This is a genomic window from Myxococcales bacterium (assembly GCA_016703425.1).
In the GTDB taxonomy this organism is placed as follows: Bacteria; Myxococcota_A; Polyangia; order Polyangiales; family Polyangiaceae; genus JADJCA01.
On the sequence record JADJCA010000011.1, the window covers coordinates 74762 to 87392 of the forward strand.

Annotated in this window: 8 protein-coding genes; all 8 read right to left on the reverse strand. The window is 65.8% G+C overall.

Annotated elements, in window-relative coordinates:
* Window positions 1-6: 6 nt before the first annotated feature.
* The 8 genes from IPG50_21015 to IPG50_21050 all read right to left on the reverse strand — a co-directional run bounded on the left by IPG50_21015 (window position 7) and on the right by IPG50_21050 (window position 12433).
* Window positions 7-597: a hypothetical protein gene (locus IPG50_21015; protein ID MBK6694666.1), complete on the reverse strand. Its 591-nt coding sequence runs from the start codon at window positions 595-597 to the stop codon at window positions 7-9.
* Window positions 594-5606: an Hpt domain-containing protein gene (locus IPG50_21020; protein ID MBK6694667.1), complete on the reverse strand. Its 5013-nt coding sequence runs from the start codon at window positions 5604-5606 to the stop codon at window positions 594-596. The genes IPG50_21015 and IPG50_21020 overlap by 4 nt, the downstream gene beginning before the upstream one ends.
* A gap of 70 nt (window positions 5607-5676) precedes the next feature.
* Window positions 5677-7953, reverse strand: coding sequence for a hypothetical protein (locus IPG50_21025; protein MBK6694668.1), 2277 nt, complete (start codon window positions 7951-7953; stop codon window positions 5677-5679).
* A 155-nt stretch (window positions 7954-8108) separates the two neighbouring features.
* Window positions 8109-8726 carry a chemotaxis protein CheW gene (locus IPG50_21030; GenBank protein ID MBK6694669.1) on the reverse strand — a complete coding sequence of 206 codons (618 nt, stop codon included), beginning with the start codon at window positions 8724-8726 and terminating at the stop codon, window positions 8109-8111.
* 19 nt (window positions 8727-8745) lie between these two features.
* On the reverse strand, window positions 8746-9108 hold the full coding sequence (locus IPG50_21035) for a response regulator (protein ID MBK6694670.1): 363 nt from the start codon (window positions 9106-9108) through the stop codon (window positions 8746-8748).
* 28 nt (window positions 9109-9136) lie between these two features.
* On the reverse strand, window positions 9137-10912 hold the full coding sequence (locus IPG50_21040; GenBank protein MBK6694671.1) for a response regulator: 1776 nt from the start codon (window positions 10910-10912) through the stop codon (window positions 9137-9139).
* Entirely contained in the window at window positions 10912-11964 is a 1053-nt protein-coding gene (locus tag IPG50_21045; GenBank protein ID MBK6694672.1) for a hypothetical protein, read from the reverse strand. The genes IPG50_21040 and IPG50_21045 overlap by 1 nt, the downstream gene beginning before the upstream one ends.
* A gap of 1 nt (window position 11965) precedes the next feature.
* Window positions 11966-12433 (reverse strand): chemotaxis protein CheW, encoded by a 468-nt coding sequence (locus tag IPG50_21050; protein MBK6694673.1) that lies wholly within the window; start codon window positions 12431-12433, stop codon window positions 11966-11968.
* Window positions 12434-12631 lie beyond the last annotated feature (198 nt).

Here is a 12631-nt window from a genome sequence, read left to right on the forward strand (position 1 = left end):
GTTCAATTATCTCTCTTTTCCCTTCTGGCGTGCTCCGGAGAGAATCGCGGCCGAGGCGCTAAGCTCGCTCGTCGTCCAAAGACGACTGGGGTCGAGGACCAAGCCGACGGCAGACTGAGTTCCCGGCCCTGCTCGATCGCCGAGCTGGGAGGACGGGAAGCCGTGGCTTAGCGCTTGGGGCCGAATACGGAACACACCAGGGGGCAGCGGAATCGTCGCACCGAGCGGAGCTACGAACAAGCATTCTCCGGTGCCGACAGCCATGGGCACCTCTGAGCCGAGGTGGGGTACACGGAGGAGAACCCAGGCGATTTGCGGGATATCCAGCTCCAGCAGCGCGCCGAGCTGCCACGACGCGTAACGTTGACCAGCGACCTCAAGGAGGCCCGGAGACAGCTCTTCTGCATCAGCCTCGGCCGGAACGATGAGCGTCTGCGTTTGGATCGGCAAAACGAGGCGATCAATCCACTGGGCGGGCAGCGCGCCGACAAAGTCCCCACACTGGAGGAAGACGCACAGCTCAGCCTTATCCGCGTCGGGTTGGGCGCCGCCCCAAGTCGAGAGGCTTGCGCCACCGCTGGAGGTCGACGCCGTCATTGCGAGTCACCCGAGTCTTGCGAGTGCGACTGCGAGTCATCACCAGCGCCCTGAGCGCCGACGGGCTTCTTCTTCGGTCCGTACTTCTCGAGAGCGCCCTCGAGCTGTCGGGCGTTGAAGGGCTTGGTCAGGTAGTCGGTGCACCCGAGCGCGCGCGCCTGATCTTGGTGCTTCTGCCCCGAGCGGCTCGACACGACGATGATCGGGAGGTCTTGGTACGCCGGCAGGAACCGGAGCTCACGAATGAGATCGTAGCCGTGCATGCGCGGCATCTCGAGGTCCGTGAAGATGAGGTCGTAGTGACCTTCGCGAAGCTTCGACATGGCGTCGAGACCGTCGACGGCGGTGGTGACATCGGTGCCGAGGTTCGTGAGCTCCTTCTCGGCGATCTTGCGGACCGAGAGCGAGTCGTCGACGAAGAGGACGCGCACCTTGCGTTGGACCGCGGGCATCCGAAGCTGGGTGGCCTTCTTCGGGCGCTCGAGGCTCGTCGTCGTCGGCTGGAAGCGCGGACCGCCACCCGAGAGTGCGCGGCCTGCGTGGGCTTCGACGACGCCGGGGATGTCGAGGATGAGCGAGAGCTCGCCGGTACCGCGAATCGTGACGCCGGCGAGCACCGGGTGACCCGTGAGCAGGTCGCCGAGGCTCTTTACGACGATCTCCTCTTGGCCGATCACGGCATCGACCTGGAGCATCAATCGCTGGTCACCGACGCGAAGCACGATGACAGGCCCGCGCTTCTCGGCGCTGGAGCGATCCGTGACGCCGAAGAGCTCGTCCATCGTGAGCACCGAGACGTAGGTCTCGTCGAGCTTCACGCGACGAATGCCCGCCGACTCGACGATCACGCCTTCCTCCGCATCGAGGATGTGCTGCGCGAAGTAGAGCGGGATGGCGTACGAGCGACCGCGACTCGACACCAAGAGGGCCTTGGTGATGGCGAGCGTGAGCGGCAAGGTGACCAAGAACGCGGTGCCCTTACCCGGCATGGTGTCGACGCGAATCGAACCGTTGAGACGGTCGACGGCGCGACGAACCACGTTGCCGCCGACACCGCGGCCGGCGACGTTACCAACGGTCGCCTTGGTGCTGAGGCCCGCGGCGAACACGAGGTCCTTGACGACTTGGTCGTTGACCGAGGTCTCGGCGGGAATGACGCCCATCTGCACGCCCTTGGCATGCAGCGCGGCGAGGTCGAGGCCGTTGCCGTCGTCGCGAACTTCAAGGACGATCTGCCCCGACTCTTGCCGTGCGGCGAGGGTGAGCGTTCCCGTCTCCTTCTTGCCGGTGGCCTGACGCGCGTTGGGCGCTTCGATGCCGTGCACCACGGCGTTGCGCACCAGGTGCAGCATCGGACCGAAGAGCGCGTCGGCGATGGTCTTGTCGATGTTGACGTCTTCACCGGAGGTGACGACGCGAACCTCTTTGCCTTCGCGGGCCGCGGCGTCGCGGACCGGGAGGCGGAGGCGCTGGAAGAGGAACTCGAGGGGAACCATGCGAGCGCGGGTGACCTCGCTCTGGATGCCCGTCACGATGCTGCCGTGCGCTTCCGAGTCGGCCGCGAAGGCGGAGAGCTCGCGATAGAGCTGGCCGTACATTTCGTTGAAGTCGTTGCTCATCTCCGCGAGGCTTCGCGCGAGGACGTTGACGTCGTCGTAGCGGTCGAGCTCGGCGTCGCTGAAGGCGCCCATCTGATCTTCCGAGGTGAGCTTCGCGAGCGCTGTGGCAGCGCCCTCCGCAGGCCGGTTCGCCAGTTGGGCGACCGTCTGCTGGTAGGCCGCGTGCATCTCGCCGGGGCGGCGATAGGTGAACTCGTGTTCCTCTCGGAACGACTCGACCGTATCCATGAGGCGACGACGGCTGCGTCCGAGCTCGAGTTGCAGTTGCTTCAAGACGTCGATGCGGCTCATGAGCCGCGAACGGCTGACGACGAGCTCGCCGGCGAGGTTCATGAGGGCGTCGAGGCGCTCTGTTGAAACGCGGATGAAGCGACGATCGGCCGCGTCGGCTGGCGCGCCCGGCGCGAGCGACTCGGCGTCGCCGCTGCCCCCACCGGTGTCGACGTTGATGATGCTGACGCTGGAACCACCGGTGTGGCTGACGGGCTCGTAGGCCGCCTTGCTGCCGGCGAGGACGTTCCCGATGCGCGACTCGACGCGCGCGATGGAGGTCTCGACATAACCGTCGGCGGCCTGCCGGAGGTTGCGGCGAACGTCCTGCTGCACCTCCAAGAGGAAGGTCGCGACGGCCTTCATCGACGGAAGGATCGTCGCCTCGATGAGGCCTTCGAGGAAGGTCTCGACGCGGTGCAGGATCGCTCCCGTGGGACCGAGACCGATGGTGTTCACGGCGCCCTTGAGCGTGTGCGTAAGGCGCATCAAGGTCTCGATGGCGGCCTTAGGCTGGTTCGTCTCCTCGAGGGCGAGGATGGCGCGATCGAGCTGATCGAGCAGCTCCGAACACTCCTGGTTGAAGGCGTCGACGAGGTCCGGCTCGGCGGGTAGCTGAACGCGCTCGCGCACGACGGCTTCCTTCACGCGAGGCGCCTTGGCGGGCTTCTTCGCCGCGGCGCTGGAGAACGACGGCTCCTCGGCACGCTCCGACTGGAGCAGCTGGGTCACGCGAGCGAGGCCGCGCTGCAGAACGGCGGCCGAGGTCTTGTCGGCGCTCGCGAGCGACTGAAGGCGGGCCGCCTCCGTCGCGATGGCGTCCTCGGCGACGACGAGCGCCGAACCCTTGAGCCGGTGGAACAACTTGCCCAACTCACCGCGAACTTCGCGCGCGCGAGGGTCGGCGGCCTTGGCGAGCTCGTCCAAGTATTGGCCCGCTCGCTCGCAGAGCTCCTTGGCCTCTTCCATGAAGAACTTCTTCGCGTCACCGACTTCGCTCGGCGGCTCAGCGGCCGACGCGGGCTCCTTCGGGGACTTCGCGACGTCGAGCTCGGGGAGGTTGGCGAGCTTGAGCAAGCGACGCGTGTCGCCGAGGAGGTTCTTGAGGAATTGCTCGTCGACGTCGGTGCCCGATTCGAGGACCTCCTCCATGCGCTTCTGGAGGCTCTCGGCGATCTTGCTGACTTCCTTCAGGCCGACCGTCGCGGCCGCGCCCTTGAGCGTGTGATAGATGCGCTCGACGTGGTCGGCGCTGGCCACGTTGGTCGGGTCTGCGAGGAGCGCTTGCAAGTGCCCCTGGAGCGCGACGACGAGCTCGCGGGCTTCCTCTTGGAAGATCGCCTGAAGCTCCTTGTCGATCTCTGCCGACTCTTCGCCGCTCGGCGACTCCTCGGCGAAGGAGAACTCCGCGCCTTCCTCGCCGCTCGGGCTGTCACCTGACATCGGCGGCGGCGAAAGCGTGATGGGCTTGAGGTCGACCTTGCGAAGGAGGCTGTTGGACTCGAGGGCGAAGGCCGCCAGCGTGTCTTCCCCGGCATCGAGGCGCCCGTCGGCGACGTCCTTCATCATCTTCGAGCAATCGGCGGCGGCGCTCGCGTATTGCGGGAGGTCGTTCTTCTGCGCGAGGACGTTGAGCTCGCCAAACATGCGCTCCAGCTTGCGCGCCGCCGAAAGGTCCGTGGCATCGACCGAGAGCGCGCTCACGCACTCCTGCACGCCGTAGAGGATCCCTTTGGCTTGCTCCAAGAATTCGCGATGCTGCACGGCGTGAATCGGCTCCGGCCCCGTCGCGCGCGACGGCGGCGGCCCCGGCTCTTCTTCGGCGAACGAGAACTCTTCGCCGCGGCTCGTGGCGACGGCGATCTCCGGCAGGTTCACCTGACGCAAGATTCGGTTCGTGTCGCGGGCAACTTGCTCGAGGAACCCGTGTGTCACGGGCGTCGTGTGCTCGACGACCCCCATCATGCGCGCCTGGAGCTCGGAGGCGGCTTCGCTCACGTTGCTGAGACCGGCAAACGAGGCGCTCCCCTTGAGGGTGTGAAAAATGCGCTCGACGCTCTTCGACGACGACTCGTCCTTGGGGTTCTCGAGCAACTTCTGCAGGTAGCCCTGCAGCGGCACCAACAGGTCGCGAGCCTCGTCGTGGAACATCGTGTCGAGCTCGCCCTCCGGGACGACCTCGAGCTCTTCGCTCGGGAGGTCGGTCACTTCTTCGGCGGGCGCTGCCACGTACATGACGCCGAGGCGCGGCGCGCCGGCCATGTGGAGCATGCGCTCGAGGTCGCGGATCTGCTGTTCGATGAACGCCGGCGTGATGCTCGTCGAACCGATGATGACACCCTCGAAGTTGCGGCGAAGCTGCTCCGAGAGCTTGTGAACCTCAGGGAAGCCGGCGGCGCCAGCGCCACCCTTGATGCCGTGGAGGATGCGCTCGATGTGACCCGCGGCGACCATTTTGTCGGCATCATCGATGAACGCTTGCACGTGGCGAGCGAGCGCTTCGCCGGACTCGCGGACCTCTTCACGGAAGATGACCTGAAGCTCTTCGTCGAAGACGGGCGCCTGCGACGGCGGGGCGCTGACGTCGTTCGGGTCGACGGTCGAGGCGGGGGCCGACGCGGCGAGGCTCGCGCGAACCTCGGCGTCGTAGGCGGGCCCTTCGACCTTCTCGGCGAACGGTGCGCCGACGACGTCGGCGAGCTTGTCGCGAAACGCGAGGAGGAGCCACTCGGCCTCGTCGCTGTCGTGCTTCAGCTCGAGGTCGAGCATGGCGCGCATCTCGGTGGCGCCTTCCGCGCAATGTTGCGCGATGCGCCGCGCCTCCTTCGCGTGAGCCTCGATGGCGCGGACCTCTTCAAGGCCCTTGCCGGCCAGATGCTCGAGCATCCGGGCGCTCTCGGCCAGCGAGTTCGCCTGAACGAGGCTCGAGGTGCCGCTGACGGCATGCGCGAAGTCGCCGACCTTCTCAAAGAGCGGCGCGCCGTTGATGTCCTTCAGCGACGTCTGGTCGAGCGACGGGGAGGCGAGAAGCGCTCGTGCCGCTTCTTCGATTCGACCCAGGAAGTTCGTGATGTCCGTCGTGAACGTCTCGCGGACATCGTCGATTGAGAATCCTGACATACCAGCCCCTCACGCTCGGCCAGGCCGAGAAAAACCGGGAAGCAAAAAGTGTCGAAAACCGTGGGCGGCCTCAGGCCACCTTGAACTGACGGATGTTCTGCGTGATTTGCTCGGTGAGCGAGATGAGCTCGCCGACCGTGGCCACGGTTCCGTCAGCGCCCTTCTGCGTCTGCTGGGCGATGGCGGTGACCTCTTCCATCGTGCGCACCATGGTCTGCGTGCCCTCGACCTGCGCCTTCGCGACGGTAGCGATGTGAGCGACGAGGCCGGCCGACTCGGTGGACACCTGGCGAATCTTGCCAAGCGACACGCCGGCTTCGGCGACCAGCTGCGACTCCTGCTCAACGACCTGCGTCTGCCGCTCGATGGCTTCGGCGGTTTCCTTCGTCTCGGCGTGGATGGCCTTGACGAGCTTGTCGATTTCCTTGGTGGCGGCGGCCGTTCGTTCGGCGAGCTTGCGCACCTCTTCGGCAACGACGTGGAAGCCGCGGCCGTGTTCGCCGGCGAGCGCGGCTTCGATGGCGGCGTTCAGCGCGAGGAGGTTGGTCTTCTCGCTGATGCGGCTGATGGTGGCGACGATGCCCGTGATCTCGAGGGACCGATCGCCGAGAATCTTCATGCGCTTGGCACCGGCCTGAACGCTTGCGCGAAGCTCGTTCATCGTCGAGATGACGTTCTCGACGCGCTCGGCGCCTTCGATGGCTGACGCCTCGGTGCGCTGTGCGGCGGTCGCCGCCGTGAGGGCGTCCTGGCTGACGCGAGAGTTCTCTTCGCTCATCTGCATGACGAGCTGGCGAGCGGTGAGGATGTCCTTCGCTTGGTTGGTGGCGCCGTTGGCCATGCCCTTCGCGAGGCTCGAGATCTCGACGACGGCGCGGTTGGAACGCTCCAGCTGTTGCTGGATGCGACCGATAAGGTTCTGCATGCTCTCGAGGAGGTTGTTGAAGCCGTCGGCCACGTTACCGAGGGCTCCTTCCGTCACGCGGGCGCGGACCGTGAGGTTTCCGTCGGCGGCGTCCGAGACGACCTGCAGCAAGTCGAAGATGTTCTCTTGGAGCTGGCGGTTCTCGTCTTCAACGCGGTTCTTGAGCGTACGAGCTTCGACGAGGGCGTCGTTGATCTGGCCGTATTGCGTGCCGATCTGACCGAGCTCGTCTTGCGCGTCGAGGCGGAGTTGCTCTTCCATGGTGCCGGCGATCATGCGGCCCGTCGCGGAGCCGAGGACGGCGATGGAGCGCTGAACCGAGAGGAAGAAGCCTACGAACAAGTACGCGAGCGCGAGGGCCGCGAAGACGGCGATGCCGAGGGCGAGGTTTCGGTCGAAGGTATAGCCGTCGACGCGGTCTTCGATGAGGGCGTCGAGCTGGGGACCGATGCGGCGCCAGAGCTCAACGGTCTGCAGCGCGTTCTCAAGCGTCGCCGTGACGATGGGGCGGAGCGCGTCCTGGTTCGGCTTTTCTTTCGCCGTGAGGAACTTGGTGCGGACCATCTCGGCGTGCTGGTTGAGCTTGTCGAGGGACTTCTCGGCGAGCTTCAACGTCTGCGCGACGTTTTGACCGCGCTTCTTGGCGGCTTCGCGGAAGCCGGCAAAGTTGGTCTTGTCGAGCTCCGTCGTTTGATTGAGGAACTGCTTGTAGATACCGGCGAGTTCGACGTTTCGTTCCGCTTCGGCCTGCTCGTCGGGCTGCGGCCTCATGCCGAGCGTCGCCGAGCGCGCGATGCTGTCGACGAGCGACGGCATCTTGCGGAGGTAGGCGTCCATCAAGAAGTAGCTCTCGAGCTCTTGGTCGAGGACGAGGTTGGAGTTCGAGCCGGCTTGGTTGAGTACCAGGTCGATCATCAAAGAGGCGATGTCGGCGTGGTACTTGTCGGCCTCGTCGGCCGTGGCGAGCTTCTGCTTCTGGAGCCCCTCCCAGAGGGTCTTCGCCTGCTTCCACTTCTTCGTGGTGCGAAGCTCGTCGCCGACCTCGGCATCCTGCTCGTCGACCTTCTTGACGGCCTTGTTGGCCTCTTCCGTGGCCGCCGTGACGTCGCCGCTAAAGCCCGTCAAGCCCAACGCCACGCCGACCGAGGCCACGCGCCGTCGCTCGATTTGGTAGAGGAACTCGCGCGCCGGCTCGACCCAGCGAACGCCGCTTCGCTCCTTCTCGTTGAACTCGATGCGCTCTTGCGAGATGGCGTTCTGGAGGAAGAGGACGTAGCCGAGCGGGACCGCTACGAGCACGCCGATGATCAAGAATTTCCAGACGTATTTCAGTCTGTTCATCAAGGCCATGGAAGGCTGAAAGAGGAACGAGACCATCCCCCACACCTGTCCGAACCCGCTCGGCGTCCCGCCAGCATTCATGGTCGTCTTCTCCTAAAACTCGAAACTCTCAAATCGCACCGGCAGCGCGGGAAGCGCGTGGCTGAGTGGCCGCTCCGCCGGTGAAAAACTCTTTGTCGCCCCGCCAGAACCCCCGGAGGTCTCTGGCCCCATCCCCTAAGCCGCTATCTTCCTCGCTACTGATATTTCAGTTGCTCCAGTCGCTGCAAAAGAGCGGCTGTGTCGAGCACCGTGACGAAGAGGCCTCCACGGTTGTCGGCCTCCAAGAATCCCTGGACGAGCGGGTTGTCGCCGCCGGCTTTCGGCCGGCTGAGGACGCCCGGTCCGATCTCGAGGACGATCTCCATCCGGTCGATGAGGACGCCCGCCATGAGGTTGCTCGCTCGAATCACGAGGACCGGGTACGGCTTTCCGTCACCGACCGTGATTTCCGAGCGTTTGCTGGCAGGGATCTCGAGAATTTCAGCCAGGTCGATCAGCGCCAGCGGTGTTCCGCGGAAGTTGAACAGGCCGAGCATGGCCGACTTGGACAGCGGCACGGGAGCCAATTGGTCGACTGTCACCAGCTCGCCAACGAGGCCGATGTCGAGGGCGAAGCAGTCGCCGCAGAGCCAGAACGCGCACACGCGCTGGACCCCGCCGCCCTTGTTGGCAGCGCCTTGTGATCCCCCCGACCCGCCGGACCCCTTGCCGCTGCTCTGACCGCTGCCGGAACGGCCGGAGGAGCCCGAGCCGCTTCCGCCTTTCGAGGAGCCGCGCGAGCGGGAGGAACCTTTGGAAGACTCAGTTGCCATGGTTTCCCTTCAGCTGACTTCAGCCGACGTAACGCTTGATGATTGCTTGGAGCGTGTCGGGGGTGAACGGCTTCGCGACGTGGTCGTCGGCGCCTTGTTTCTGGCCCCAGAAGCGGTCGCTGTCGCCGCCCTTGGACGTCACGAGGACGACCGGAATCTTGGAGGTGTCGGGGTCGGTCTTGAGCTTGCGGCAGGCGTGAAAGCCGTTCATCGACGGCATCACGACGTCGAGGAAGATGAGCTGCGGCTTCACCTCTTTGGCCCGGGCGAGCGCCTCGCTGCCGTCGGTGGCGTATTCAGGCTTGTGACCGGACGACGTCACGACGCGGCCGATGAGCTCGCGGTCGGTCTGTACGTCGTCAACGATGAGAATGGTTCCCATGGAGTCCTCGGAATTGGGCAGGCGGCGTTCAGGCGACGAGCAAGCGCTCTAGGTCAACATACGTAATGGGCTTTGTCAGTACGGAATCAAAACCGGCGGCCGAGAGCTCGTCGACCTTCTCGCGAGAAGGCGTGTCGAGCACCGCGACGACCGCCAGATGGGAGAGATCGTCGGCCTTTCGGACCTGGGCCACGGCGCGTACCGCAGCGTCGCCGGCGGCGTCCGCGTTGAGGATGACCATCCGCGGCCTCTCCCTGAGGATCGCGGCGAAGATGTCTTTGTCGGAGTCGAAGGCCACGAGCGACAGGGGCTCGGCGCGGTTCTGAAGCAGCTTGGTGAGCGGCGCCTGGAACCCTTCGACGTCGGGCTCGAGGATCATGACGGCGCTGGGTCGCTTGGTCTCGGCGGCGACCGCTGCGACGTGCCGCTCGCGGATGAGCCCCACGTGGAGGAGCCTCGCGACGATGTGGGCGGCCTCGCGCGCCGGTAGGCCGCTGCGGTTCGTCAGCGTCTGAACGCTGTTGCCACCACCCACGAGGCTGAGAATGCGGCGCTCCTCGGCGGAGAGCTCGAAGTCGCGAAGGCGGCGGCTGAAGTTCTCGGCGCGCTCGAAGACCGCCTCGGTCTTGGGCAGACGCGCCTCGACGGTCGCGCGGCCAGAAGGCCGACGGAACAGCTCGAGCTCGAGCTGGTCGACCGAGATGCGAAGGCCGTAGGCGTCGACGTAAGAAGGGTGCGTCGGCCGCTCGCGCCAGAAAAAGCGCACCGAGCTCGCCTCGATGATGTCGAGGAGCGAGCGCTTTCCCTGCCTTTGAAGCAACGGCGCGAGATCGGTCGTCGGCAGGTAGCCGCGCTCGGCGAGGGTCACGAAGAACGGCTTGCCGCTCGAGCGCTGGTCGGCTTCTGCGCGCTCGCGCACGTCGGCGGCGAGGGCCGGCAGCGCGACCTTCGCGTCGCGGCAGTAGTCGATGGGATCGTGGCTCGTGGCGAGGAGGACTTCGCCGCGGCGAAGGTACGCGACGACCTTGCGGCTGCCGGCGGCGAGCCAAAGCTCGCCCGTTTGACCCGAGGCACGGATCATCTTCACGATGTCCGTGGGGGACCAGCCGGTGGCCTTGCCGGAGAGCGACCCCTCGCCCTCTTCGACCGGCTCCGCGGGGCCAGCGCCGCCGAGCACTTCTTTGAAGACCGGCACGAGGGCGTCGAGCACTTGTCCGACGAGCTCGGGCGTCAAAAACTTTCGCGCAAAGTAGGGCGCCGGTTGGTTGGCGCCGAGCTGCGCCATCCAGTCGGGGATGCGCGCAAACTGCGGCCGCAGCGACGCGAAGAGCGACTTCGCCGCCGTCTCCTTCTGGCGAAAGGAGAAGAGCGAGACGCTGGCCGGCGCCGGCGGACGCGACGGCCTCAGCGACGCCGTCGCCGCTTGCGCCTTCTTGTCGAGCACCGCTTGCACACGCGTGACGATGTCGTCGGGCGAAAACGGCTTCGAGACGTAGTCGACCTGCGCGCGCATCCCCTTGAAGAGCTCGCGGACGTTCTCGTCCTTCGCCGTCATCAAGATGATCGGTACGTTGGCCGTGCGCGCATCCTGACTAAGCCGCTGCGCGACATCGATGCCACGCATGTCGGGGAGGACGAAGTCGAGGAGAATGAGCTCGGGGATGCCGTGGTGATGCGTCGCCTTGAGCAGGCCCTCATGGCCCGTCGTGGCGTAGTCGATGGTGGCATCGATGTTCTTGAGCGCCAGGCCGACGGCCTTGCGAACGGTGAGGCTGTCGTCGATGACGAGGAGACGCGACGTCATCAGCGCACCTCCGCGACAATGCCAGAGACCTTGCGCGGGCCTTGGCGAAGGCGCCCGGTAAGCAAATCGAGGACCGCCGGCCCACCTTCGGCGACGGCCTTGGCGATATCGTCTTCCGCGCCCGACGCGCCCGTCAGCGCGACGACAACGTCGCCGCTCGCGGCTCCAAAACGCATCATGAGGGAACCCGTCTTTCCGAAAGCGTTGGAGAGGTTGTACGCGTTGGGCAGTCGCATCGGCGAAAGGATGCGAAGCGGCACTTCGGGCCCCGCCGGCCAATAGACGATCCAGTCTTCACCGTCGGGCGCGAGGTGCAGCGCGGCGTAGCTGCCGCCGAGCATGTCACGGAGCTTGCGCTCCTTCTCGTCGTCGGGCTCTTCGCGGCGCATGGCGTCGGCCACGCGGGCCGCTTCCGCGTCGACGAGCAACGGTGCGCCCGGGTCAACGCGAAGGAGAGCCGTGAGCCCCTCGGTCGTGCCTTGCACAACGAGCGGCAACGAATCGCTGGGGGTGTCACCGCCACACGTCATGGCGCCGACCCAACCGTTGGCGTGTTGACGCTCGCTCGTGCGGACGGGACCGTGGCGGGCGTCGGCGGGCCCGGCACCGAGGAGGCTCCCGGTGGCGCTCACAGTGTTGGCGGTGAGGGCTCGAATGCGCGCGGCGATGCGCCCCGCAGACAGCGGCGGAGAGAGCAGCGTCACGCGGCCGCTCTGAATCGTCACCGTCGGTCGCACGAGCGGCTCTTCGCAGAGGAGCAAGAGCGAGATCGTCGGCATGCTGCGCGTCATGAGCTCGACGATGTCGTCGGGCACGCGACGCTCACCAGCGGCGAGCCACGCGACGAGCAGCGCCGGCGGCGGAGCACCGGTGGCCGCGAGCCACGAGACGAGCTGCGTGGCCGGTGCAGCGGTTGCGTCGCCAGTCCAAAGGAAACGGCGGACGCCCGCTGCTTCACACGCGCCGACGATGTCGCCGAGCAACGACTCGGGCATGCGGTGCGATGCCACCACGACGGTGGACTTGCTCTCTTCGGGCGATTGATTGGTCACGTCAGACCCCCACGAAATCGCTTGAACCGACGAGGTCCTTGAGGAGCGTCGGAACGTCGAGCCAACCGATGGAACGGTTGTCGATGGTTCGAGCCGCCGAGATCCACGGCGGCAACTTGTCACTGCCCGGTTGGTCGCGCTTCGCGCGCACGGTCGCTTGAACCATTCCAACGACGCTCAAGACTTCGAGCGCCCATCCGATGTCGGACTCGTCGGCGCTGACGACGATGCCCTCTGTCTCCTTGCGACGTGGAGCGTCGGGAGCGCGATCACCGATGAGCGCAACGGAGATGATGATGCGCCCCTGATAGACGGCGAGACCACCGACCCAACGACGCGCCAACTGCAGCGGCGTCGTTTCGTACTGGATGATTTGATAGACGGAGTCGACGGGAACAGCGACGCGAGCTCTCCCGATGGAGAACTCGAGACCCGTCTGGATCGGCGCCTCGGTCGACGTGTCGCTCATAATGGCGGCACAACGTACTCCTTAGTTTCTTCCGCGATCAAGCCTGCGGCATGTGTTTCTTTGGAGCGCAAGCGCGAGCGATGAAGGCGCAAATGTGGGTGGAGGAAGGCGTGTCACGCGACACCCGCGCAGGACAAAACGCAAAGCGCCCCGACCGCGAGGTCGAGGCGCTTGCAGAATGCAGCGGTCCGAACGGCT

Excerpts from the sequence above, each read along its gene's own strand:
- IPG50_21015 (MBK6694666.1), bottom strand. The coding sequence starts at position 597 with ATGACGGCGTCGACCTCCAGCGGTGGCGCAAGCCTCTCGACTTGGGGC.
- IPG50_21020 (MBK6694667.1), bottom strand. The coding sequence starts at position 5,606 with ATGTCAGGATTCTCAATCGACGATGTCCGCGAGACGTTCACGACGGAC.
- IPG50_21025 (MBK6694668.1), bottom strand. The coding sequence starts at position 7,953 with ATGAATGCTGGCGGGACGCCGAGCGGGTTCGGACAGGTGTGGGGGATG.
- IPG50_21030 (MBK6694669.1), bottom strand. The coding sequence starts at position 8,726 with ATGGCAACTGAGTCTTCCAAAGGTTCCTCCCGCTCGCGCGGCTCCTCG.
- IPG50_21035 (MBK6694670.1), bottom strand. The coding sequence starts at position 9,108 with ATGGGAACCATTCTCATCGTTGACGACGTACAGACCGACCGCGAGCTC.
- IPG50_21040 (MBK6694671.1), bottom strand. The coding sequence starts at position 10,912 with ATGACGTCGCGTCTCCTCGTCATCGACGACAGCCTCACCGTTCGCAAG.
- IPG50_21050 (MBK6694673.1), bottom strand. The coding sequence starts at position 12,433 with ATGAGCGACACGTCGACCGAGGCGCCGATCCAGACGGGTCTCGAGTTC.